Source organism: Achromobacter sp. 1014246743 (assembly GCF_059760725.1).
This window is the reverse complement of the sequence record NZ_JCBANA010000069.1, coordinates 1-23,095: the sequence shown is the minus strand read 5'-3', so window position 1 is coordinate 23,095 and position 23,095 is coordinate 1. Positions and strand designations below refer to the sequence as shown.

The 23,095-nt window shown below is 64.2% G+C and carries 26 protein-coding genes and 1 pseudogene; 12 read left to right on the top strand and 15 right to left on the bottom strand.

Annotated features, from left to right (window positions below; translation table 11 throughout):
* Positions 1 to 19: 19 nt before the first annotated feature.
* Complete coding sequence (locus AC6LJ2_RS24125) at positions 20 to 949, bottom strand: LysR family transcriptional regulator (protein ID WP_498152342.1); 930 nt, start codon at positions 947 to 949, stop codon at positions 20 to 22.
* 111 nt (positions 950 to 1,060) lie between these two features.
* Here AC6LJ2_RS24125 and gstA point away from each other — a divergent pair, with 111 nt between their 5' ends.
* A complete protein-coding gene (gstA, locus tag AC6LJ2_RS24120; RefSeq protein ID WP_498152341.1) occupies positions 1,061 to 1,666 on the top strand; it encodes a glutathione transferase GstA in 606 nt (201 codons plus the stop codon).
* 110 nt (positions 1,667 to 1,776) lie between these two features.
* Positions 1,777 to 2,586, top strand: coding sequence for a nucleotidyltransferase domain-containing protein (locus tag AC6LJ2_RS24115; RefSeq protein WP_263913102.1), 810 nt, complete (start codon positions 1,777 to 1,779; stop codon positions 2,584 to 2,586).
* A gap of 41 nt (positions 2,587 to 2,627) precedes the next feature.
* Here AC6LJ2_RS24115 and AC6LJ2_RS24110 read toward each other — a convergent pair whose 3' ends face one another.
* Together AC6LJ2_RS24110 and AC6LJ2_RS24105 are read right to left on the bottom strand one after the other, a co-directional pair.
* Positions 2,628 to 3,422 carry a DNA alkylation repair protein gene (locus tag AC6LJ2_RS24110; RefSeq protein WP_498152340.1) on the bottom strand — a complete coding sequence of 265 codons (795 nt, stop codon included), beginning with the start codon at positions 3,420 to 3,422 and terminating at the stop codon, positions 2,628 to 2,630.
* Positions 3,419 to 3,952, bottom strand: a complete 534-nt coding sequence (locus AC6LJ2_RS24105; RefSeq protein WP_263913100.1) for a MarR family winged helix-turn-helix transcriptional regulator — start codon at positions 3,950 to 3,952, stop codon at positions 3,419 to 3,421. The genes AC6LJ2_RS24110 and AC6LJ2_RS24105 overlap by 4 nt, the downstream gene beginning before the upstream one ends.
* 113 nt (positions 3,953 to 4,065) lie before the next feature.
* Between AC6LJ2_RS24105 and AC6LJ2_RS24100 the strand changes: the two genes are divergently transcribed.
* A complete protein-coding gene (locus AC6LJ2_RS24100) occupies positions 4,066 to 4,569 on the top strand; it encodes a GNAT family N-acetyltransferase (RefSeq protein WP_445656588.1) in 504 nt (167 codons plus the stop codon).
* Here the strand turns inward: AC6LJ2_RS24100 and AC6LJ2_RS24095 are convergent.
* Together AC6LJ2_RS24095 and AC6LJ2_RS24090 are read right to left on the bottom strand one after the other, a co-directional pair.
* Entirely contained in the window at positions 4,550 to 5,431 is an 882-nt protein-coding gene (locus AC6LJ2_RS24095) for an IclR family transcriptional regulator domain-containing protein (protein ID WP_263913098.1), read from the bottom strand. The genes AC6LJ2_RS24100 and AC6LJ2_RS24095 overlap by 20 nt on opposite strands.
* A complete protein-coding gene (locus AC6LJ2_RS24090; protein WP_263913097.1) occupies positions 5,428 to 6,060 on the bottom strand; it encodes a flavin reductase family protein in 633 nt (210 codons plus the stop codon). The genes AC6LJ2_RS24095 and AC6LJ2_RS24090 overlap by 4 nt, the downstream gene beginning before the upstream one ends.
* A 223-nt stretch (positions 6,061 to 6,283) precedes the next feature.
* Here AC6LJ2_RS24090 and AC6LJ2_RS24085 point away from each other — a divergent pair, with 223 nt between their 5' ends.
* From AC6LJ2_RS24085 to AC6LJ2_RS24055, 7 genes are all read left to right on the top strand, one after another.
* On the top strand, positions 6,284 to 7,246 hold the full coding sequence (locus AC6LJ2_RS24085) for a Bug family tripartite tricarboxylate transporter substrate binding protein (RefSeq protein WP_498152339.1): 963 nt from the start codon (positions 6,284 to 6,286) through the stop codon (positions 7,244 to 7,246).
* A gap of 72 nt (positions 7,247 to 7,318) precedes the next feature.
* A complete protein-coding gene (locus AC6LJ2_RS24080) occupies positions 7,319 to 7,699 on the top strand; it encodes a RidA family protein (protein ID WP_175195161.1) in 381 nt (126 codons plus the stop codon).
* Positions 7,700 to 7,723: 24 nt separating this feature from the next.
* The gene (locus AC6LJ2_RS24075) at positions 7,724 to 8,596 is read left to right on the top strand and encodes an amidohydrolase family protein (protein WP_498152338.1); all 873 of its coding nucleotides are present in this window, start codon (positions 7,724 to 7,726) and stop codon (positions 8,594 to 8,596) included.
* Complete coding sequence (locus AC6LJ2_RS24070) at positions 8,593 to 9,456, top strand: fumarylacetoacetate hydrolase family protein (RefSeq protein ID WP_498152337.1); 864 nt, start codon at positions 8,593 to 8,595, stop codon at positions 9,454 to 9,456. Before AC6LJ2_RS24075 ends, AC6LJ2_RS24070 begins: the two co-directional genes overlap by 4 nt.
* A gap of 10 nt (positions 9,457 to 9,466) precedes the next feature.
* Positions 9,467 to 10,249 carry a 2-oxo-hept-4-ene-1,7-dioate hydratase gene (hpaH, locus tag AC6LJ2_RS24065; protein WP_263913093.1) on the top strand — a complete coding sequence of 261 codons (783 nt, stop codon included), beginning with the start codon at positions 9,467 to 9,469 and terminating at the stop codon, positions 10,247 to 10,249.
* A gap of 10 nt (positions 10,250 to 10,259) precedes the next feature.
* Entirely contained in the window at positions 10,260 to 11,030 is a 771-nt protein-coding gene (locus AC6LJ2_RS24060; RefSeq protein WP_263913092.1) for an aldolase/citrate lyase family protein, read from the top strand.
* A gap of 139 nt (positions 11,031 to 11,169) precedes the next feature.
* Positions 11,170 to 11,655 carry a DUF6882 domain-containing protein gene (locus AC6LJ2_RS24055; RefSeq protein WP_498152336.1) on the top strand — a complete coding sequence of 162 codons (486 nt, stop codon included), beginning with the start codon at positions 11,170 to 11,172 and terminating at the stop codon, positions 11,653 to 11,655.
* Here AC6LJ2_RS24055 and AC6LJ2_RS24050 read toward each other — a convergent pair.
* A complete protein-coding gene (locus AC6LJ2_RS24050) occupies positions 11,652 to 12,845 on the bottom strand; it encodes a citrate synthase family protein (RefSeq protein ID WP_498152350.1) in 1,194 nt (397 codons plus the stop codon). The genes AC6LJ2_RS24055 and AC6LJ2_RS24050 overlap by 4 nt on opposite strands.
* A 163-nt stretch (positions 12,846 to 13,008) precedes the next feature.
* On the opposite strand from AC6LJ2_RS24050, the gene AC6LJ2_RS24045 reads away from it, so the two are divergent.
* Positions 13,009 to 14,415 (top strand): CoA transferase, encoded by a 1,407-nt coding sequence (locus AC6LJ2_RS24045; RefSeq protein WP_498152335.1) that lies wholly within the window; start codon positions 13,009 to 13,011, stop codon positions 14,413 to 14,415.
* Positions 14,416 to 14,461: 46 nt separating this feature from the next.
* Here the strand turns inward: AC6LJ2_RS24045 and AC6LJ2_RS24040 are convergent, their stop codons facing one another.
* The 5 genes from AC6LJ2_RS24040 to AC6LJ2_RS24020 all read right to left on the bottom strand — a co-directional run bounded on the left by AC6LJ2_RS24040 (position 14,462) and on the right by AC6LJ2_RS24020 (position 16,928).
* A complete protein-coding gene (locus AC6LJ2_RS24040; protein WP_498152334.1) occupies positions 14,462 to 14,968 on the bottom strand; it encodes a cupin domain-containing protein in 507 nt (168 codons plus the stop codon).
* 112 nt (positions 14,969 to 15,080) lie between these two features.
* Positions 15,081 to 15,473: a hypothetical protein gene (locus AC6LJ2_RS24035; protein ID WP_498152333.1), complete on the bottom strand. Its 393-nt coding sequence runs from the start codon at positions 15,471 to 15,473 to the stop codon at positions 15,081 to 15,083.
* Between the two features lie 117 nt (positions 15,474 to 15,590).
* On the bottom strand, positions 15,591 to 15,851 hold the full coding sequence (locus tag AC6LJ2_RS24030; RefSeq protein ID WP_498152332.1) for a MafI family immunity protein: 261 nt from the start codon (positions 15,849 to 15,851) through the stop codon (positions 15,591 to 15,593).
* A gap of 250 nt (positions 15,852 to 16,101) precedes the next feature.
* The gene (locus AC6LJ2_RS24025; protein WP_498152331.1) at positions 16,102 to 16,464 is read right to left on the bottom strand and encodes a DUF7674 family protein; all 363 of its coding nucleotides are present in this window, start codon (positions 16,462 to 16,464) and stop codon (positions 16,102 to 16,104) included.
* A gap of 227 nt (positions 16,465 to 16,691) precedes the next feature.
* Complete coding sequence (locus AC6LJ2_RS24020) at positions 16,692 to 16,928, bottom strand: hypothetical protein (protein WP_498152330.1); 237 nt, start codon at positions 16,926 to 16,928, stop codon at positions 16,692 to 16,694.
* A 143-nt stretch (positions 16,929 to 17,071) separates the two neighbouring features.
* On the opposite strand from AC6LJ2_RS24020, the pseudogene AC6LJ2_RS24015 reads away from it, so the two are divergent.
* Positions 17,072 to 17,276, top strand: a pseudogene (locus AC6LJ2_RS24015) (hypothetical protein); the annotation flags it as partial.
* On the opposite strand, the gene AC6LJ2_RS24010 reads toward AC6LJ2_RS24015, so the two are convergent.
* The 4 genes from AC6LJ2_RS24010 to AC6LJ2_RS23995 form a co-directional block, all read right to left on the bottom strand.
* On the bottom strand, positions 17,231 to 17,515 hold the full coding sequence (locus tag AC6LJ2_RS24010) for a barstar family protein (protein WP_498152329.1): 285 nt from the start codon (positions 17,513 to 17,515) through the stop codon (positions 17,231 to 17,233). The pseudogene AC6LJ2_RS24015 and the gene AC6LJ2_RS24010 sit on opposite strands and share 46 nt — an antisense overlap.
* 340 nt (positions 17,516 to 17,855) lie before the next feature.
* Complete coding sequence (locus AC6LJ2_RS24005) at positions 17,856 to 18,173, bottom strand: hypothetical protein (protein ID WP_498152328.1); 318 nt, start codon at positions 18,171 to 18,173, stop codon at positions 17,856 to 17,858.
* A gap of 227 nt (positions 18,174 to 18,400) precedes the next feature.
* The gene (locus AC6LJ2_RS24000) at positions 18,401 to 18,853 is read right to left on the bottom strand and encodes a hypothetical protein (protein WP_445656605.1); all 453 of its coding nucleotides are present in this window, start codon (positions 18,851 to 18,853) and stop codon (positions 18,401 to 18,403) included.
* Positions 18,850 to 23,055, bottom strand: coding sequence for a hemagglutinin repeat-containing protein (locus AC6LJ2_RS23995; RefSeq protein WP_498152327.1), 4,206 nt, complete (start codon positions 23,053 to 23,055; stop codon positions 18,850 to 18,852). Before AC6LJ2_RS23995 ends, AC6LJ2_RS24000 begins: the two co-directional genes overlap by 4 nt.
* Positions 23,056 to 23,095 lie beyond the last annotated feature (40 nt).

Here is a 23,095-nt window from a genome sequence, read left to right as displayed (position 1 = left end):
CTCGCCGAAAAACGCGATGCTAGCGCGGCGCCATGTCGGCGCGATGACCGTGCGCGCCGCGCGGCCGCGGGGCGCGGCCAGGGCTGTCATCGCGCCGCAACATATCGAACAGCGCCTGGACGGCCGGCGCGTCCTTGGCCGGTTCCGACGCCGCCAACGCGAAACGCCGCTGCACGGGCGCCGCCAGCGGCAGCACGCGCAGGCCGCGGCGATTCTCGGGCAAGGTCAGCTCGGGCACCAGCGCCACGCCGACGTTGTCGCGCACCAGCGCAAAGGCGCTGGACCATTCCATGACCTGGGCGCGCACGTCGGTCAGGGCCAGTCCGGCGTCGGCGGCCACGCTGCCCGCGTGCGCCGTGCAGCCGCCGGTGGCCAGTACAAACGGCTGCGCCGCCAATTGCGCCAGGGGCACCGACGCGCCCAGCGCCAGCGGGTGTGCCGCCGGCAGCACCGCCACCCAGTCGTCCGCGCCCAGCGGGCAGGTGCGGCGGCGGGCCGGCGGGTTCAGCACCACGCCCACGTCCACCGTGCCGGCGGCGAGCAGGTCTTCGACCTCGCTGTCGCTGGCTTCCAGCGCGATCACCTCGATGCCCGGATGCAGCTGGCGAAAACGCCGCAGCACCGGCGGCAGGATGGTCGAAAACACCATGGGGAAACTGGCCAGCCGGAGCACCCCGCCCGCCGTGCCCGAGGCCTCGCGCGCCAGCGTCTGGATGCGGCCCAGCGATGCCAGCATGGCGCGGGCTTCCTGCGCCACCCGCAGGCCCAGCGCCGTGGGCACGCTTTGGCGGCGTTCCCGCGTGAAGAGCGGCGCGCCCAGTTGCTGTTCGAGCTGGGCGATGGCCTGGCTGGCGCCGGACTGCGTCATGCCCACCTGCCGCGCGGCATGCGTGATGTTGCCGGCGTCGGCCACGGCCAGCAGCAGCCGCCAATGGATCAGGTTCATCATGGCATCAGTTCAACTTATGTCTTGTTTCTGAAAGCTTAATTTTACGGATTTCTGCGGCGGCCCCATGCTGACGCCTGGAACCCCCTTTTGCGATTGATTCAGGATGCCCGCATGAAGCTGTATTACGCCCCCAACGCCTGCTCGCTGGCGCCGCACATCGTGCTGCGCGAACTGGCCCTGCCCTTCGAACGGGTGCGAGTGAACAACCAGACCAAGCGCACCGTCGACGGCGCCGACTTCCTGGCCATCAACCCCAAGGGCTACGTCGCGGCGCTGCAAGTGGACGACGGCCAGGTGCTGACCGAAGGCCCGGCCATCGTGCAGTACCTGGCCGACCTGCGCCCCGAGGCCGGCCTGGCCCCGCCCGCCGGCAGCTGGGCCCGCAGCCGGCTGCAGGAATGGCTGAATTTCATTTCCACCGAAATCCATGGCGGCTTCGGGCCGCTGTTCAATCGCGCCCTGCCCGAGGACGCGCGCACCTGGTGGCAGGCGCGCCTGGAAAAGCGGCTGGACTACCTGGCCGCGGCGCTGCGCGGACGGCAGGCGCTGCTGGACGAGCGCTACGGCGTGGCGGACGCCTATCTGTACACGGTGCTGCGGTGGGCGGCGCAGTTCGACATCGACCTGGCGCGCTGGCAGGGCCTGCCCGACTACCAGGCTCGCATCGAGGCGCGCCCCGCGGTGCAGGCCGCGCTGGCGGCGGAAGCGGCGGGTTGAACGATGCGCCGCGTCGGCGGCGCGCAAGGCAGCGACCCAGCACCGAAGGCCGCCATGCGCGCGCGGCGCCTGACGCGGCACGGCATCGTTCGCAGTGATAGCATCTGCGGATGACTTCGATCCTGCACGCCCACCCCATCGATCCGGCCATTCGCGAACGCGTCATGGCCACCCTGGAACACATCGAACAGCGCCACGACGTGCGCGTGCTGCTCGCCTGCGAATCCGGCAGCCGCGGCTGGGGCTTTGCCTCGCCCGACAGCGACTACGACGTGCGCTTCCTGTACGTGCACAAGCTGGACTGGTATTTGCGCGTGTCACCGCAGCGCGACGTCATCGAGCTGCCGATTGACGATGAACTGGACGTGTCCGGCTGGGAACTGCGCAAGGCGCTGCAACTGCTGCGCGGGTCCAACCCCACGCTGTTCGAATGGCTGGACTCGCCCGTGCTGTACCGCCAGGACGACGCCACCAGCGATTGGCTGCGGCACTTTCGCAGCGAGTATTTCTCGCAGATGAAGGGCCGCTGGCACTACGTGGCCATGGCGGGGCGCAACTTTCGCGAGTCGCTGCAAGGCGACACCGTGCGCCTGAAGAAATACCTGTACGTGCTGCGCCCGGTGCTGGCCGCGCAATGGATCGACAGCGGCCGCGGCATTCCGCCCATGCGCTTTGCCGACCTGGCCGACACCATGGTCACCGACCCCGCGCTGCGCGACGAGATCAACGAATTGCTGGCCATCAAGATGCAGGCCGGCGAGGCCAGGGAAGGCCCGCGCTTTCCGTTGATCCACGCCTATCTGGAAGCCACGCTGACGGCCCTGGAAAAAGCGCCTTTCTTCGACCGGCCGGACGGCCAGACCGAACGGCTGGACCGGTTCCTGTACGAAGTCGTGACGGGGGCGTCGCTGACGTATTGAACGCGGCCGGCGCATACCGGCCCAACGATCGGGATAGGCGACTATCCCGACTTGGCCTGAGCGCCGATGGTGCGCAAGGCCCGCGTGCATAGACGCCGGGTGGCGGCCACCGGGCTTTCCTTGCCCCAGCGCGTGCACACCGCCCTGACCCAGGCCGGCTGGTCCTTGCTGGCATCGTTCAACCAGTTCGCCACCGAATCCTGCACATACACCGCCGGGTCCGCGCGTAGCGGTTCCAGCAGCGGCAAGGCGCGGCCCGGGTCGGCCTTGAGCGCCGCGATATGGGCGCACCACACGCCGCGCGGCCGCAACGACTCGCTGGCGAAGCGGCGCAGCCGCTCTGATGGGTGCGTCGTCCAGGGACGCAACAGCGCAATCGACGTATCCAGCTCGGCCGCCAGCGCCGGGCGCACGGCCAGCCAGGCCCATTCCCGCACGCCGAAATGCGCGTCATCGGCCAACGGCTGAATCCACGCGAGCCGCTGCTTCAGCGACAGGCCCGGTGCCGCGCCCGCCATGAAGCAGGCCCATCCGCGCACCGTGTCCGACGCATGCCCGGCCATCAGCGCGAAGGCGTCGGCGCCCAATTGTGCCTGCAGGATGCCTGCCGCCAGCGCCATGCGCCTGGAAATGCCGGCAGTGGCGGCGCCGCGCATCTGTTCCAGTCCGACGGCGCCCACATCCGGCGCCACCGCCTGCATCAGCTGCGCAAAGTCCACCGCCAGGCATTCGGTCAGGTGCAAGGCCGGGGCGCCCGCATTCAGTTGTGCGAGGCGCTTGGCATCGATGTCCTTCACGCCGCGGCCAGCAGGCTTGCGTGCGGATGCGGCGGTCATCGGGCTTGCTCCAGCAACGCGGCGCGGCCGCTGTCGGTGCCCTGCCAGACCTTGCCCAGCAACGTGCTCAACTGCGCACGGTCCGCCGGCGACAGGCCGTCGAACAACGATCCGATCCATTGCGCGTGTTCCTTGAACAGCTTGGCCGCCGTCGTCTTGCCCTTGGCGGTCAGCCGCGCGGTGATCATGCGCCGATCTTGCTGCCCCGCTTGGCGCTGCACGAAGCCGTCGCGCTCCAGGCCGTCCAGCAGCCCCGTCACCGTGGCCCGCGTCACGCCAGCCCGCGTCGCGAGTTCGTGGGGCGGCAGGCCGCCGGCCTGCCCATGCAGCAGGAACAGCAGCACGAACTTGCCTTCGGACAGCTGCCTGGGCGCCAGGCGCGCGGCGCAGTCGCGGTCAATGGCGCGGGCCAAGGCCAGGACCTGGAAGCAGAGTTCGATGCCATCGCACGAGGGCAGGCCGCGACGCGCGGCCTCGTCCAGCAGGGCGTGGTGCTTGGGTTCCAGCATGGGGCGAACGGGCTGCGGCATGGACTTGGCTCATGAAATATGGTGGCATATAGTATGGCGGCTAACTATTAATTGGCAAGTGGTCGTCGGCGCGGCCGCTATCATGGCATTCATCCCATTCACGCCCCGCCCCTATGCCCCCACATGCAGACGTCACCCTGCGCCGCCTGCGCGAAGACGACGTGCCGATGATCCTGGCCCTGGAGTCCGACCCCGAGGTCATGCGCCACAGCACCGGCGTGAAACCGGCCACCGACGCGCGCCGCCAGGAATTGCTGGACTGGCTGCAGCAACCGGTGGACGCTATCGGCCACTGGGCCGTGGTGGCGCCGGACGGCGCGGCCGTCGGCTGGATCAGCCTGACCCGCCTGGAAGACACCGGCCGGCTGCAACTGGCCTACCGCCTGCAGCAGGCCGCCTGGGGCCGCGGCTACGCCACCCAGGCCGCGCGCCAGCTGTGCGACTATGCCTGGCGCACGCTGGACATCACGGCATTGTTTGCCGTCACCTGGCCGGACAACCTGGGTTCGCAGCGCGTACTGCACAAGCTGGGCTTCGTGTACCAGGCCAACGAAACGCACTACGGCCGCGACACCCGCGTTTACGCACTGCCCAAGCCTACCGCCGCCGTTCGCTGACCTCGGCATGGCGCCGCGCGATGGCCTGCGCCCGGTCGCGCATGCGTTCGGCCACCTGGGCCAGGCGGCCGCCGGCCAGCCGGTCGGCCATGGCCGTCACCGTCACCGCGCCCAGCGGTTCGCGATCATCTGCCCGAATCGCCAGCGCCACCGCGCTGGTGCCCGGCATCAGCCCGTTGGGCGCATACGCGATGCCGCTGGCACGTGCCTGGTCCACGCGCCGCAAGATATCATCGACCGATTCCCCCGCCACCGCCAGGCGTGCGGCGTTGGCGTGCACGATGGCGGCGCTTTCCGACGCGTCCAGGCACGACAGCAGCGCCACGCCCGACACGCCCAGGCCCAGCGGCCGGCGCACGCCCACTTCGATCGAGAGCACCTGGATCGGATGATGCCCGGTCTTGCGGCCAATGCAGATGGAATCGTGGCCGTGGCGCACGCTGAGGAAGACGGTGTCGCCCACCTGGTCAGCCAGTTCGGCCAGATACGGATCGGCCAGGGTCAAGAGCGGAAAGCGGCGCGTGCGTGCCAGGCCCAGCAGGCTGATCTCGCCGCCGATCAGGTAACGCCGGGTGGCCGCGTCCTGCTCGACGGCCCCTTCCTGCACCAGCGTCTTGAGCAGGCGGTGCACGGTGGGCCGGTTCAGGCCCGACATGCGCACCAGGTCGATCAGCCGCACGCCCCGCTCTTGCCCGCAGGCCACCAGCCGCAGGATTGCCATGGCGCGGCGCACGGTCTGCGCGCCGGGCAGCGCGTCGTCGGCCTCGTTGCCCGCCGCCGTGCCGCGCGGCGTATGGTCATCGTCCGCCGTGCCTCGCAGTGCGTCGCCGTCGCCCGCTATGCCACCCGCCCGCGCGTTCATGGCGCGTCCTGCCCCATGACCGACTTGGGCGTCTGGCGCAGCGTGCGCTTGGTGATCAGCGGCCCCAGCCGCGCGTAGTTCGGCCCGCCGATGCGGCAGACGGGGTCGAGCAAGGTGGTGTCGATCTTGCCGTCGCGCGCCAGCCCGTCGCGGATGTGAAACAGCCGCACTTCGCCGACGAAGAATTCCGCGCCCGTGTCACCAAACGGCGTCACGCTGTGCAGCACGCATTCCAGGCTGACGGGCGCCGCGGCCAGGCGCGGGGTGGCGATGGCCTCGCCCGGCAGCACGTCCAGCTGCAGCAGTTCGGCTTCGCTGACTTCGGGCGGATGCTCTTCGGCGCTGGCGTGAATGGCATCGAGCAGGTCTGCATTGCCGATGTTCACCACGAAATGGCCGTGCTCAAGAATATTGCGGGCGGTGTCTTTGCGCAGCCCCGCCTTGCGGCCGATGTTCACGCCCAGCATCGGCGGCGTGTTGGACACGAAGGTATAGCAGCTGAACGGCGCCAGGTTCACCTTGCCGCCCGGCCCCAGCGTGGTGATCCAGGCTATCGGGCGCGGCACCACGATGCCGCTCATGAGCTTGTAGGTTTGTTCGGGGGTCAGTTCCGGGGCGGCGATACGCATCACAAGACGTCCATATATTGAACCTGAAAAGCCGGCCAATACCGCGGCCGACGATAGCTTTGCGCCCATTTTCCCGGGTTTTCCAGGGGGCGGTGAATCCGGACAAACCGCGATTCCCGCAATAAGTCCAACATTCGGACTTTTTCGAATTTTTGGCGTTGTCGCCCGGCGGGCAAGTTTCTAGAGTCTGTGCAAACAACAGAACAACCCAAGGAGACAACCCATGCACCCGCTTGCCAAAGCCTGCACCGCCCTGGCGCTGACCGCCGTGACCACCCTGGCCCACGCCTGGCCCGACAAACCCGTGAAGATCGTGGTGCCCTACCCGCCCGGCGGCAATGTGGACGTGGCCGCGCGCCTGATCGGGCCGGGCCTGCAGGCGGCGTTCGGCCAGCCGTTCATCGTGGAAAACAAGCCGGGCGCGGGCGGCATGATCGCAGGCGAACAGGTGGCGCGCTCGGCGCCCGACGGCTACACGCTGTTCATGGCGGCCAACGGCCCCTTGCTGTTCAGCCCGCTGATCTTCAAGCGCCAGGCCTACAAGTGGGACCGCGATTTCGAACCCATCAGCTCGGTGTCGTACACGCCGCTGGTGTTGCAGGTGCGGCCCGGCCTGCCGGTCAAGACCCTGGGCGACCTGCTGGCGCTGGCCAGGCAGGAACCGGGCAAGCTGAACATGGCCTCGCCGGGCGCCGGCACCACCAACCACCTGGTGAGCGAACTGCTGCAATCGCTGACCGGCGCACGCTGGACCACGGCGCAATACAAGGGCAACGCCCCCGCCACCACCGACCTCTTGGGCGGCCAGGTGGACTTCAATTTCGACCAGATCTCGGTATCGCTGCCGTACATCAAGGAAGGCCGCACGCGTGGCCTGGCCGTGACGACGGCGCAGCGCGTGCCGTCGCTGCCCGACGTGCCCACCTTTGCCGAAGCCGGCGTGCCCGGCATGGAAGCCGCCACCTTCACTGGCCTGCTGGCGCCCAAGGGCACGCCGCCCGAGGTATTGGCGCAACTGAGCCAGGCGCTGGACAAGATCCTGCGCCAGCCCGACATCATCCAGCGCTTCCAGGAACTGGGCGCCGATGCCCAGGCCAGTTCGCCCGCCGATTTCACCCGCTACCTGGCCGCGGAAGACGCGCGCTGGACGCCCATCATCGAACGCGCCGGCATCACCGCCAACTAGGGTCTGCACAAGGCGCCCCGTGGCGCCGACCGACCCTGCCCGCCCCCCGATTCCCTTCCCTGGCCACACACCATGACACGACAAAGCATTTATGCCGAAGGCTTCAGCCACAAGAACCCCATTCCCGCCGCCTGCCGCGTCGGCAACCTGCTGTATTCCGGCAGCATCCAGGGCACGGACCCGGCCACGGGCGCCTATGGCGACACGCTGGAGCGCCAGTGCGAGCTGATGTTCGACCACATCCGCCGCATCGTTCAAGCGGGCGGCGGGTCCCTCGGCCAGATCGCCAAGATGACCGTCTGGATGCGCGACCGCAGCCAGCGCGCGGCGCTCAACGCCGTGTGGCTGCGCGCCTTTCCCGATCCGGCCGACCGCCCTGCCCGCCACACCATGCAGGCGGACCTGGACGGCGACAAGCTCATCGAATGCGACTTCGTCGCGGTGCTGGGCTAGGGCCTGCCAACACCAAGGACCAACATGCCGCAATACCTGCCCTTTCACCCCCACCCCACCGCGCCGGCCAAGGCCTTGCCGCCGAAAGCCTGCGACAGCCAGTTCCACGTGTTCGGGCCCGTCGACCGCTACCCGGTGCGCCCCGGCGCGGCCTATGAAATGCCCAGCGCCACCATCGACACCGCGCTGCGCCTGCACCGTTTACTAGGCATCGAGCGCGGCGTCATCGTGCAGGCCACCACCTACGGCGCCGACCACCAGGTGGTGCTGGACGGCCTGGCCACGGCCGGCCCCGGCTACCGCGGCTGCGCCAATGCGCTGGTGCTGGCCGAACGCGACGACGCCTACATCGCCCGGCTGCACGACGCGGGCGTGCGCGGCGCGCGCTTCACCCGCCAGGGCCTGGGCATCAGCATGGACCCGGCCACGTTCCAGCGCGCCATCGACCGCATCCGCGAACTGGGCTGGTACGCAAAATTCCAGCCCGAACCCGACGGCATGATGGCGCAGGCGGCGCAGTTCGAAGCGCTGGACATTCCGGTGCTGATCGACCACATGGGCCGCGCCGACCCCACCGTCGGGGCCGATGACCCCACGCGCCGCAAGCTGGTCGAGTTGCTGGGCCGGGGCAACTTCTGGGTAATGCTGTCGCTGACCGAAAAGCTGTCGCGATCCGGCCCGCCCTGGGACGACGTGGTGCCGCTGGCCCACGCCCTGATCGCCGCCAACCCCGACCGCGTCGTATGGGGCAGCGACTGGCCCCACCCGGTGTCCGTCAAGCAGCCGCCCGACGAGGGCCGCCTGGTGGATCAGTTGCACCGCTACGCGGGCGACGACGCCAGGCTCAAGAAAATTCTGGTCGACAACCCGGCCCGCCTTTTTGGATTCGACGCATGAAACTCCTGTCCTTTGAACACCAGGGCCGCGCCGGCTTCGGCCTGTTGCGCGGCGACTCGGTCGTCGACCTGAGCCAGCTTGGCCATGCCGACCTGCACGCCGTGCTGGCGGCCGGCGCCCTGCCGCGCCTGGCCGACCTGGCCGCGAACCTGGACGCCACGTTGCCGCTGTCGGCCCTGACGCTGCGCCCGCCCATTGCCGCGCCCGGCAAGATCATCTGCGTGGGCGTCAACTACGGCAACCGCAACGAGGAATACAAAGACGGCAGCGCGCCGCCGCAATACCCCAGCGTGTTCCCGCGCTTTCCCGAGTCGTTCGTGGGCCACGGCCAGCCGCTGCTGCGGCCGCCGGAATCCGAACAGCTGGACTACGAAGGTGAAATCGCCCTGGTCATCGGCAAGGCCGGCCGCCGCATCGCCGCAGCCGACGCCTGGTCGCACGTGGCCGGCCTGACCTGCCTGAACGAAGGCACGATCCGCGACTGGCTGCGCCACGGCAAGTTCAACGTCACCCAAGGCAAGAACTGGGACGCCAGCGGGTCCATGGGCCCTTGGCTCGTCACCGCCGACGAGTTCGACCCCCGCGCGCCGCTGACCGTCACCACCCGCGTCAACGGCGAGATTCGCCAGCACGACACCACCGCCAACCTGATGTTCCCGTTCGATGAACTGATCCGCTACATCTCCACCTGGACCACCTTGCAACCCGGCGACGTCATTTCGACCGGCACGCCGATCGGCGCGGGCGTGCGCTTCACGCCGCCCCGTTTCCTGAAACCCGGTGACGTGGTCGAGGTGGAAGTCTCGGGCATCGGCACGCTCTCCAACCCCGTGGCCGACGAAGCGGCCGCGCGCTCCTGAGGTAAGCCCCATGTTGAACGAAGCCTCCCGCCAACGCGCCGCCGACCTGCTGATCGAGGCGGAACGCACCGGCGTGCCCACCACCCAGCTGGACCAGGCCTTTCCCGGCATCGAGATCGACGACGCCTACACCATCCAGCAACGCATCATTGCCGCCAAGCTGGCGGCCGGCGCGCGGTTGCGCGGCCACAAGATCGGCCTGACGTCCAAGGCCATGCAGAGCACCGTCGGCATCAACGAGCCCGACTACGGCCATTTGCTGGACACCATGTTCTTCCAGGATGGCGACACCATCGCCACCGATAAACTCATCGTGCCCCGCGTGGAGGTCGAGCTTGCCTTCGTGCTGGGCAAGCCGCTCAAGGGCCCGGACGTCACGCTGTTCGACGTGCTGGACGCGACCGACTACGTCGTGCCGGCGCTGGAACTGATCGACGGGCGCAGCAAGTACCCGCGCCGCATCGTCGACAACATCGCCGACAACGCCGCCTGCGCCGGCATCATCCTGGGCGGCCGCCCCGTACGGCCGCTGGACGTGGACCTGCGCTGGGTCGGCGCGCTGCTGTTGAAGAACGGCGTCATCGAAGAGTCGGGCGTGTCCGCCGCCGTGCTGGGGCATCCGGCCATGGGCATCGTCTGGCTGGCCAATAAACTCGCGCAGCACGACACCGGCCTGCAAGCCGGATACGTCGTGCTGGCCGGCTCGTTCACCCGCACCGTCGCGGTCGCCAAGGGCGACACCATCCATGCGGACTACGGTCCGCTGGGCAGCATCTCGGTGCATTTCTCGTAAGGGGACGGCCGTGCAACTTCCCCTCAACGCATTCAAGCGGGCCCTGCGCGACCAACGCCACCAGACTGGCCTGTGGGTCACGCTGGCCAACCCCAACAGCGCCGAACTGGTGGCCGGGTCGGGCTTTGACTGGCTGCTGCTGGATACCGAGCATTCACCCGCCCTGTTGCCCACGGTGATGGCGCAGTTGCAGGCGGTGGCCGCCTACTCCTGCCATCCCGTCGTACGCCCGACCTGGAACGACAACCTGCAGATCAAGCGCTACCTGGACATCGGCGCGCAGACCCTGCTGCTGCCCTACGTGCAGAATGCCGCCGAAGCCGAGCACGCCGTGGCCGGCATGCGCTATGCACCGCTCGGCGTACGCGGCGTGGGCGGCACCGTGCGCGCCACCCGCTATGGCCGCGTCGCCGACTACATGCAGCGCTGCGAAGACGAACTGTGCCTGCTGATCCAGGCCGAAACCGGCGAAGCGCTGGAGCAGCTGGACGCCATGGCGGCCGTCGACGGCGTGGACGGCGTCTTCATCGGCCCGGCCGACCTGGCCGCAAGCCTGGGCTACCCCGGCGAACCCGGCCACCCCAAGGTGGTGGCCGCGGTCGAATCCGCCATCGCCCGCATTCGAAAGGCGGGCAAGGCGCCCGGCGTGCTGACCGTGGACGAAACGCTGGCGCGGCGCTACATGGCCGCGGGCAGCCTGTTCACGGCGGTGGGGGTCGACGCGGCCTTGCTGGCCAGGCAGTGCGATCAGCTGGCGCAGCGGTTCAGCGTGGCCGCGTAGCAGCGCAAGACGGGAGCCTGGTCGCGCGCGGCGGCCAGGCGCTTGCCCCTGGAACGCGCGCCTGACCGCGCTGCCGGGCACGGGCAAGCCGCCGCGCTTGCGGGTACGCTATCGGTTTTCTCACTTGCCGAGCCCTTGCATGTCCGACAACACCCAAGCCTTTGACGCCGCCACCTATATCGCCCAGAGCCTGGAAGGCCTGCGCGCCGCCACCGCCGCGCACTGCGGCACCTGGCACCTGGACGAAGCCGAGCAATGGTCTGTGGACATGGACAGCGGCCTGATCGTGTTCCAGCTACCCGGCGGCATGATCGCCCGCGCGCCGGTGCAGATCGTCGGCACCACCAACAGCGCCGACAGCACCTTCCTGTGGGGCTGGGACCACCCGTCGGTGCCCGCCGAACTGGCCGAACACGCGCAACTGGCGCAGGCCTTCGGCCAGGCCCATGGCCTGCCCGCCTATACCACCCGCCAGGTGGCCTGCGAAGACGAACAGGCCTGGGAATTCACCGCCGTCGCCATGCGCCTGGGCGAAGCCAGCGGCGCGTATCGCGCCCAGGCGTCGGACACCGCCTACGTGTGGATGACGTTCGGGCAGGTGACGCTGTCGCAGGCAGACGCCTAAGCCGGTTTTTCTGGCCGAATGCCCGTATACGCCGCACGCGGCCGGATCACATTCTGGCTGCCTCGCTGCTCCAGCCCGTGCGCCAGCCAGCCGATCGAACGGCCCAGCGCGAACAGGCCAAACGCCGCGCCCACCGGCAGCCCCAGGTGGCGACGCACCGCCACCAACGCGAAATCCAGCGACGGGCGCTGCCCCACCAGCGTGAACGCCTGGTCGATGAACGACTGCCACGCCGCGCGCTGCGGCAGGATGCGGCCCAGCATGGCGATCGCGCGGGGGTCGCCGCCCGGATAAAGATGGTGGCCGAAGCCCGGCAGGTCTTCGCCGCGCGCCAGGCGTTCGCGCAAAGTCGCGCCCGGGTCGCCGCCGCGATCCCGCTCGTCCCATAGGGCTTCGACGCGCGCCGTGGTGCCGCCATGGCGTCCGCCCGTCAGCGCCGCCAGGCCGCCGACGATGCCCGCGCGCAGGCTGGCGCCGGTGGACGCAATGCAGCGCGCCGTGAAACTCGACGCGTTCAATTCGTGGTCTGCGCTGAGCACCAGCGCCATCCGGACCAGATCCGCACCGGCGGCATCCAGGCCCCAGGCGCGGGCGCACTGCATGTGAATCGGCGCGGTGTCCGGCGGCGCCTGCAACAGGCAGGCGGCCAGCGTGCGCACCAGATCGCCGCACCCCTGCGCCTGGCGCGCCGCCGCGCCTTGCCACAGCGCGGTCGCGTCATCGTCGCTGGCCGCGGTGAACAACGGCAGCAATGCGCTTTCCGCACGCTGCCCGCGGTGCTGCGCGAGCAGGCCGGCCAGCCCGGCCGGCCACGGCAGCGCGGGGCCGCCGAACGCGGCGCGCGCATCGCACTGCCACAGGTGCGCCGCCACGGCTTCCACCGACGCCGACTCGGCCAGCGTCACCGCGTTGACGCCGCGGTAGTACATCTGCCCGTCTTCGATCAGCGTGATGGCCGACTCCAGCACCGGCAGCCCCCAGCTCAGCGTCGCCTTGGCGACTTCCTTGGGCTTGCGGCCCCGCGTGCGCTGCGCGGCCAGGCGCTCGACGTCGTCAGCCAGGTAGCGGCTTTCGCGGTGGCTGTCGCCCGCTTCGGCGTGCAGCAGGCCGCGGCTGACGTAGGCGTACAGCGTCTGGCGCGACACGCCCAGGCGGGCGGCGGCTTCGGCAGAAGACAGGTAGTTGGGCATGGCGCGCAGAGGGGGACGAAAGGTCACAAAGTCACAAGCGGCGGGTCAACTCGGCAGTCGGTCTGCAGGCAGCCCGCTCGATAAGTTGATTAATTTAATCAATATTGACAATTAAAACCAGAAGAATAGGCTGTCGACATTGCTTGATGAACCAGGAAACGCCATGTCCGCCCCCCGCCACGATCCGACCTTGCCGCCCCCCGCCTTCGCCGATTACCTGCGCCAGTTCTGGCTCGCCGCGGGCGGCGACGCTGCCCACTTGCCCGGTGTCAGCGTCACGGGCCACGGCGCGCTGGCGTCCGCCTTTGCCGTCACCGACTTTGCCGCCGCCGCCATCGGCGCGGCGGGCCTGGCGCTGGCGGAATTCGCGGCCAAGGGGTCCGGCGACCTGCCCCCCGTGCAGGTCGACCGGCGCCTGGCGTCCTTCTGGTTCGGCACCACCCTGCGCCCGGTCGGCTGGACCGCACCGCCGCTATGGGATGCCGTGGCGGGCGACTATCTGGCGTCCGACGGCTGGATACGGCTGCACACCAACGCGCCCCACCACCGCGACGCGGCCCTGGCCGTCCTGGGCGTGGCCGCCGACCGCGACGCCGTTGCCCAGGCCGTGGCGCGCTGGCGTGCCGATGACCTGGAAGCGGCCGTGGTCGAACGCAACGGCTGCGCCGCCGCCATGCGCAGCCTGGACGCCTGGGCGGCCCACCCCCAGGGCCGCAGCGTCGCCGCCGAACCCTTGCTGCACCGCGCGCCTGGCATTCACGCCGCCCGCCCCGACTGGCAGATTCCCCGCCAGCGCCCGCTGCAAGGCATCCGCGTGCTGGACCTGACCCGTATCCTGGCCGGCCCCGTCGCCACGCGCTTCCTGGCCGGCTACGGCGCCGACGTGCTGCGCATCGACCCCATCGGCTGGGAAGAGCCCGGCACGGTGCCCGAAGTGGTGCTGGGCAAGCGCTGCGCGCGGCTGAACCTGAAAGATCCCGCCGACCGCGCCGTGCTCGAACAGTTGCTGGGCCAAGCCGATGTGATGATCCACGGCTACCGCCCCGATGCCCTGGCGCGCCTGGGCCTGGACGCCGACCGCCGCCGCGCCCTCAACCCCGCGCTGGTGGATGTGTCGCTGGACGCCTATGGCTGGACCGGCCCCTGGCATGGCCGCCGCGGCTTCGACAGCCTGGTGCAGATGAGCACCGGCATTGCCGATGCCGGCATGCGCGCGGCGGGCAGCGACCGCCCCGTGCCGCTGCCCTGCCAGGCCATCGACCACGCCACCGGCTACCTGATGGCCGCGGCAGCGCTGCGCGGCCTGACCGAACGCTACGCGACCGGCGTGGGCAGCAGCGCCCGGGCCTCGCTGGCGCGGACGGCGCGGGTGCTGGTGGCGCATGCGGGCCCGTTGCAGGGCGGACCGGCCTTGGCGCCCGAATCACCGCAGGATCTGACGACGACGATCGAAGAAACGTCTTGGGGCCCGGTGCGGCGCGTCAACGTGCCGCTGCGAGTGGGTGACATTCCGGAAGCGTGGGATTACCCCGCGAGTGCGTTGGGGTCGAGCCCGGCGCGGTGGCGGTGACTGCAGGCGTTGTGCGCAGCCGCGATGAGCGGCGAGCTAGGTGCGTTCACGCCTTCGAGTGCGGTGCGAGCTGCGCAACATGTTCTGCATAGTCTGGAAACGCCGCGGCCAACGCCGCCGCGTCCGCCAGTTCGAATTCAGAAAACTCGAAACCCGGCGCGACCGTGCAGCCCACCAGCGCGAGGTGCTCAGGCGCCGCACAGCGAGCACCAAACCAGCATCCCGCTGGCACGACGGCCTGGAACACGCTGCCAGGATGAGTAAGCGGGTTACCCAGTCGGTGGATCGTCAACCCCTCGCCCTCGCTGAGCACCCACACCTCGAGCGGATCGCCCGCATAGAAATGCCAGATTTCGTCCGAGCCGATCCTGTGCCACGAGGAATACGCCCCATCACACAACAAGTAATAGATCGCCGTTGATGCGGACCGCGATGCCCCATCTGCCGCCCGCAAGATCGAATCGGCCGCACGATAGGTTTCACGGAAATAGCCCCCTTCGGGGTGTGGCTGCAGGTCAAACTGCGCAATCAGGTCGGCGGCAGAAATTGGCATGGCATGTGAGATCAATGAAGGGATGAATTGGCTACAGGAAGTACTTCGCGTAGTCGGCTAGATTGGCCTCGGCTGCGTCGCTCAGCCCTGGGAAGACAGCGGTACTTTTCATTTAAGCATCTTCCCTTAAAAATTCCCGGATGGCTTGTTCGTCCCTGGCCGTGCGTGCCCATTTTCTGGCGACCCGACGCAAATGGTAATCCAGCAGATCCCTGTCGCCCTCAGCCAACGGCATATGCCTGGCGATCAGACGAAGCATCAGGTGCACGGACATGAACGAAGCGAACGCCTCGTAGGGCCTGGCGCTGGCGTAAGGGATTTTCTGGAAATAGTAGTCGGCCAGACGTATCTGGTCCGCACGCTTCCACGAACGATGCGGCAGCAATTGATAGGCGCGGCCATGTGCCGGGTCCGAAACGGGATACTCAGCCAGCATCCAGGTCGCGGCGTCTTCGGATGTCATCGACCTGATTTTTTCGCATTCTCTTTTTAAAGCCATGTCCATAGCGTGTCTCACTCAGCGATGCGCCCAAACGATAGCGCAATTGCACACGCCCGAAATGCAGGCAATGCCCCTATCCGGCGAACGCCGGTGTCGAAAACGTAGTCTGACACCATATTTTCATGAGGAATATTTATCTGGATTTATATAAAGATACCTATTTACCATGTCGATATTCATGTCTTTAACCAAATCAATAATATGACGATATTCAAGTTTTGTTATCAGAATATCACTATCAGCAGCGAAATCACATAAAGTTTCAAGCGCTAGCACACTCTCAAAATGATCGATGTATTCAAGCGCGTATCTAACCAACGCAGGATCCAACCTATCGGTCAGTTGTTCGCCTAGAAATCTAATTCGATCATTTATTTTCATATTTACCCTTATGGCCTTACCAATTTTAACGGCAAAATAAGGTGTCAGACTATGTTTTCATACAGCCATCTTCAGGCCAAAACTGTAGTCTGACACCTTGTATCTTTGTTCAATGCTCATTGTCCATCCTCAAAAACGTAGCCTGACACCTTATTTTTAACACCTTGTTTTTATACCTCTGATAGGTTCCCTGGAAACTCTTGGGAAAACCTCTGCGTCTGGCACTTTATTCGTTATTTTCAGACTTTACCTACTCGCGCCGCCAAGCCTTAGCATGGCGAAAAGAACGTTGACCCAAGATTAGAGATAGTTCGCCCCACAAGTCCTGGTTCTGCTCTGTTCGAGCCACCAGGGCCTCAATCAACCCTGTAGCGACGGCAGCCGCCAAGACTTGGTCATCGCTCCCCATTGCTCGTTCGATCAATTGGAAAATTTGCCTTTTCACTTCCTGCTCTTGATTATCAATATCGTCGGCAATGTGTAATCCGATAGCCGATAGCAGCGTTATTGCAGGAGGATCTTCTGGCTTCCATTCTTCGCAAACTTCACGATAAGCAACTTTCGCGCTACATGACAAGTTTGTGATGGAAGAAATAAATTCTTGAAGGGTCATAATTATTTCTCTCGAAGCGCATTACTCATGCCTTTGATAATATTTTCTGCTGCATCCCTATCGCTGAGGCGAGCATTTTGATTATTCACCAACCACAGTTCAAATACACGAATGCAGAAAATAAGGTGTCAGACTCTGAGATTTCCCCAGAGACTGACACCTTAATTTCATGCAGAACTCCTCAACAGCTCACGGAATCAGGATAAATACACCCGGCAATCCTAGAACTACCCTGAATGTCTAATTAGCTCTCTGGCCTGTATTAGCTTGTTTATAAAATCATCCAAGGGGATTTTGGCAAAAAAACCTAGATTTGGTTCACTACCAAATAGCTCTATTTCTAGAGAACCCAACCCTCTCTCACAATTGATTTCCGCAACTCTCTCACGATCCAACTGAATCTCAATTGTAAGTTGCTCATAATTAGCCGGACTTGAGAAAAATAGCTCTAGTTTTTTATTCATGGGCGTTTTAGGCACAAACAAGGTGTCAGACTACGTCTGCAAAGAGCCCTTTCCAGGCCGAAAGCGTAGTCTGACACCATATTTTCTACACCATATTTTCCGCAAGCGGTCAGGCAAACTGCACGCGGACAACGGTTGCTCGTTGCCGACGCTATCAGCAACGACGCGGCATCACCGCACATTGCCCGCCGAGGGCTGGAAAGCAAAGAGCGCTTGGGGCGACAGCGCTGGGTAGTCGAGCACCCCCATGCTTGATTCGCCGGCTCAGGCAAACTGCGCATCCGCTCCGCCCTTTGCGCCAACTACCTAATCTCAAGCGTAAAACGATCTATCCAGTTGCATTGCTGATCTTGCAACTCTACTTCTCGAAAGAGAGAAAGAATTTGTTCATATCTAGGCAACGTCATCTTCGATTGCTTAGAGTTGAGCCAAATTACCTTCAGAGGTCGCTCAACCATACCCGTCAAGACGTCCCATAACGCATCCAAATTTCTTCCGTACCAATTGGGCAGAGCCAAACCCTTAGAGATCACGTCATGAAGGTCTTCTTCGGACGCAATTCTTGAGCCATCGATAACCAGCTCCATCGCTGTTGCCCCTAGTTTTCCAACGTCCAATAGGAATCATCAGAGGGTCTCGCCAATAACGTAGTCTGACACCCTATCTCACAAAGACCGCTTGACGGCTGTGACCTCGCTGTACAACGTGATGCGGGCAGTGGGGAACGATTAATCGGGGCAGCCTGGGAGCCATGGCACAGTTATCCAAGAACATAACTGCGGCAGCCTAGCACTCGCCTCAACGGCTGACGAACAGAGGTGGATAAATATGCCCCACCTTCCTGCCCGCACCACCTCAGACTGAGCTTCGGCCGCAAACGTAGTCTGACACCTTATTTTCGTATTTTGACCGAACCTTATTTTTTTATTAATAAGTAAATTTTGTATTAGCTTTTCCGTCTGCAGTCGAGGTTAATACGAATTTCTTCCAATCACCGCCTGTATGCGATTTCATCAGTTCGTGTAATTTATGCACAAGACTGGAAACCCTATCATCAGAGTCATCCAAATATTCGCTAACGAACAAACCATCACGAACGAGAGAATATTTGGAGCCTACAGACCACCCTCCGTCGTAAACCTCATACTCAAATTCACAACAAATCTCTTCGTACGCTCCTTTCGCGGAGTCGTGCATAATCTGTGTGAGTGCATTCAATATCTGCACTTGCAGTTCAATGCTCATTGTCCGGCCTCATTCCTAAATGATTTTCGCATTTTTATTCCGTTAATTGAGTAATCAATAACCAATGAGTCTGGTCTGACCGACGCAGAAAAATAAGGTGTCAGACTACGCTTTCACACAGCCATCTTCAGGCCAATAACGTAGTCTGACACCTTATTTTTCTGCGCCGAAAACGAAGTCTGACACCGGGGTTCGTTATTTTTTTATTTCGCCATTTTATTTCTTTACTATATACCAAACAATTTCCTCTCAACGTGCTCGGTCAATTCATCTAAGTCATCATAAGCTATTGGCCCAAATAACGGATAATTTTTCGAAAAATAATCATATATTTCTACGGAACTATCATTTAGCTTTCTATCCATCAAAATTACTTCCTCCGGAGTAATAGACCAATTTACTCCGGGCATCGCAATCCTTTTATAAGATTCCATAGACCACCGCAGCTTCCCCTTATAGCTAGATAATGCGTCTTTCAATGCACTCACTGCGGAAATATTTTCATTAACGAATCTGAAAGATACATAGGGCGGAAAAATTGAATGATCCTGAACTTCAGCATGATCACGCACCCATACTTGCGGATATCTCTGCTTATAGGTCCGCCAGGCCAAAGGCTCCAGCTTATCAATGATGTTTAGCAAAGCACCTTCTCTGTCTTCGATTATTTTTAAATTCATTCCAGCCCCTTTAGCTTTGAAGAAATGTACACACCATCAGGGTTCATTCCTTTAATGTGCATTTCCCAATCCCCCTTCGGAATGGGAGAACTAGACAACCTTGGATCATAAACGTATCTACCATCAGTATAAATTTGGTGATACGTATAATTTTTTTGGACAATACTATTTTCGTAAACGTTTAGATTGCCAGGATTTTTGGGGCGCACTTCCAGAATTATCCCTTTACCGCCTGCGCTCTCTAGCAATTTTGCAGCTATGTCAGAGCAATCAACCTGTCCGCACCTATTGATCATTTCCCGAACTAGAGGGCTATTCATCGCATCAACCACCGTTGCCTCAGGCGGAAAGCTCGGATTGATAGGACGGAACGGCCTGTCCATCCCCGGTGGGATGAATTCAGCAGGGGGAGGAATAACCGTCGGTCGCGCGGGAGAAGCAAAAACCGTTTCATATTTTCCCGTAATGGGATTCTGCCTCGCTATGACTGTATTGCCCTCGGCCAGCAGCACCTCCCCATTGCGCACCGTCCAAGACGCCCCATCCGCATAGGCCATCTTCGCAACCGTCATCTCCAACGAACCGCGCGCTGCACGCGTAGCGCTCAGTTTGATGAGGTTAACGAATGTATTCCGAATCCCTCCCAGAACGCCGCTTGACGCGATGTCGAACGCCAGCAGCGCCGCATCAACCTTGGGAGTCAATTCACTCTGCGTTTTGTACTGAGCCAGCAGGCCATCGAGTTCTTTAATTGACTTCGTCAGCTGGAACGCGCAAGCAGGCACCTGCCCACATGCCGATCCACTGCCAAGCATCGACTCCAACTGGTCCCGCGTTTCCTGCAACTCGCCGGGACCGAAGATGCTCTTCATCTGATCCAACGCTGCCTGCGTACCCGCGGCGTGCGCGGCTTTGATCTGCTGCATCAAATCGTCTTGCTGCTTCGGATCCAACTTGTCGATCTGCGACAGCCGGCCGATGAGATCCTGATCGTGCGCCAGATTCAGCGTGTTGTTGTCCAGCTCAGCAATCGCCGCATTCGTGATCGTCGCGATGCCATCTGCACCGGCAACTGCCGCTGCGCCGGCAATCAGCGACGCGACAAGATTGCGACGTGCCTCTTTCTCGGCGTTGGTATTCCCACTAGTGCTATCCAGCAATGCGTTCACGAGGATCGCAGCGGCGCCGCCCGTCGCTCCCGCGCCACAACTCTGGCCGCTCGCGGCTGCGCCTGCGCAACCCACGATCGCCTGCAATGCGGCATGTTCGGGTGAGCCATTTCGCACGAGGCCTTCGCTCACCCACTTACCGACCTGCGCTGCGCCTTGCTGTTGCAGATAGTTGACCAAAGCGTTTTGCGCGATGTCCGTCGCAGCGCCGGTCACATTGCTGCCGAGTCCAGCCAAAACGGCGTTGGCAAATTGGCGATAGGTCCCACCGGGTAGCCATTCTTTAGCAGCGTTAAACTGCCGTTCCAGGTCTGCGTATCTAGCCGGATCGTTCTCGGTGCGCATCGCTTCCTTCAGCGCGTCCGCCTCCGCCGCCCGATTCGCCAGAAACGTCCCCGTCTCCTGCGCCAGGGTCTTGGTCACCTCGAACCCCGCCCGGATCTCCTTCTCGTCAAAGATCCGATCCAGCGCGTTGAGCGTGTCCTTGGTATCCCGGTTCAACGCGGCAATCGCTTCGGCCGCGGTCTGGCCCGTCAGCGCCTTTTGCCCCGCCTCATCCCGAATGACGATGGTGCCGCCGCTGATGGCGCTCTTTGTGGTGGAGCTGGCCTCGCCACTGGCGCCCATCGCAATGGGCACGTTGGCGCTGAGGCCATCGAGGCTGGGCAGCGTGGAGCCCGGCGTGGCCTTGCTGCCGCCGGCGACGTTGCCCTGGTTGTCGGTGCCGATGGCGCTATTGCCACTGCCGGCACCGCCGCCCTTGGCGCCATCTTTGCCGCCGTCCTTGCCGCCCGAACCCCCGCCACCGAAGTTGAAGCCCCCTCCGAGTTGAATCGACTGCCCTTCATAGCTGGCGCGGTTCTCGATGTCTCGACTGGTCAAGGTCCCCGTGATCAGCACGTTCTTGCCGTCCGCCACCGCCTTGTCGCTGCTGGCAATGACCCCGCCAATCAACCCGGTGTTCTTGCCCACGTTCAGCTGGAAGCCGCCATCGCCCGCCCACATGCCGGTCTGCTCCGTGACGCTGGCGTATTGGCTGTTGATCTTGGTCTGGCCGTAGTTGCCGCTGACGCTGCTGGCGCCGTAGCAGATGGGCGGGATGCACAGGCTGACCTGCACGCCGCCGCTGCGGTCACGGGCGACGTAGTTGCTGATGTCTTGCAGGCTCTCGATGACGAGGTTGCCGCCCACGGTGGCGACGATCTGCGCCGCGCGGGCCTGCGCGCCGCGCAGCACGGCGTCGCCGCCGGAGTTGATCGTGAGCCGGTGGCCCGCCACCACGTGGGTGTTGTTCCAGCTGCTGTCCTGGCCGCTGCCCTTGTTGGTGCTGCCCCCTGCCCCGATGTTGATGGCAAAGCCATTCTGGCTGCCGCCCACCGTCAGGCCCACGCCGATGCTGGCGTTGCGGCTCTTGCCGTCGCTCTTCTGGTTGGACGTGTTCTGCTGCGCGGTGAGCAGGATGTCGCCCTGGGCGTTCAGCAATACGTTGCGGCCCGCGGTCAGGTTCGAGCCTGAGACCGTGATGTTGGACTGGGCGCCCTTGCCGGCCGCAATGATGATCAGGTCACGGTTTGCGGTGACGGCTGATCCGCTGGCGGTACGACTTTCGCCGGTGCGGGTCTGGCTGGAACTACTGGCCCCCACATCCACATTGACGCTGATGCCTCCCATCTGCGCGGGATTTTTGGCCACCGCGTCGTAGAGGTTCTTGGCCGCCAAGCCCGCGGCCACGGCGGCCACTGCCTGGATTCTGCCGTTGTTGGTGTCCTGGGCCGCATGGCGCATGCGGTCGATGGTTTCCACGGCCTTGACGACCGGGCTGTTGACGCTGGTCGTGACCCCGATCTGGCTGCTTTGTTGGAAGTCCCGGTACGCAGACGTATCGAAGCTGCCGTCGATGGTGACCGTCTGTCCGCCTAGCAGCACGTCGCGGTTGGCGTGGATGTCGCTGCCTCGGATCAGCAGGTCTTGCTTGGCGATGATGGACACGTCACCCTGGCGGCTGACGATGGTGCTGCCCGCGCCGCTGGTGCTGCGGCTGTTCTCGGCCAGCGTGCCGCTGGACTTGCGAATGCCGGTGGTTGCGCCGCCGACGTCGTCGCTCAGGTCGCCGACGCTTTTGCTGCGGTGGCTGCTGGTGTGGTCGCGCGTCGCCGTGCCGGTGTCGATGGCAATCGATCCCTTGCTGGCGGACAGCCCCACGTTCTTGACGGCGTCGATGGCCGACCCGGCAATGCGGATGTCGCCCTCGCGGCTGTTGAGATAGACGGTGTTGCCCGTGATCAGGGACGCCGTCTGCCAGGTGCCCGCGGCCGTTTCACCGGCAGTGGCGGTCTGGGCGCCGAAGGGGAACGTCTTGACGCCGCTGGCGTTGGGGCCGCCGTCGATGGCGCGGCCCATGTCGCCCAGGCTCATGCTGCCGACCGAGATGCTGGTGCTTTTGCTATCGTTCTTGCTGGATTCTCGGTACTGGTTCTGCGCGCCAGCGACCGTGATGTCGCGTTTGGCATCGAGCACCACGCCGCCCTGGGCGCGCAGGTTGGAACCGACCAGGGCGATGTCGCCGTCGACCGCGCGGCCGGCGGCATCCCTGGCGCCGCTGCCGGTGGCGCGGATGAGAATGTCGCCGGCCGCGCTCAGCTCCGAGCCGCTGCTGACCTGGCTGAACGTATCCCGCGAACCGCTGCTTTTGCTGCGGCTGAAGTTAAGCGTCACGCCCGGCGTGGTGGCACCGCTGTGGGCCAGTTCCTGGACCTTGGCCTTTGCCGAGCCGGCGTTGGACAGGTTCTTGAAGGTGTCCACCGGCGTGCCCACGAGCTTCACGCCAAAGCTGCTTTGCTTGTTGGAATAGTCGCTGTGGGTGTTTTCCGTATCGCGGCCGGTCAGGATGGCGACATTCTGCGCTTGAATGTCGATGTTGCCGGTCCTGCCGGTCACATCGCCCGCCGCCTTGCCGGCGACGATGTCGCTGCCGACGAGGCTGGCATTGCGGCCCGCGGTCAGGATGACGTTGCCGCCGGTCGTGCCGAGCAAGCTGCGCGCGTCGCTTTGCGTGGTGCCGTCCACGCGCTGG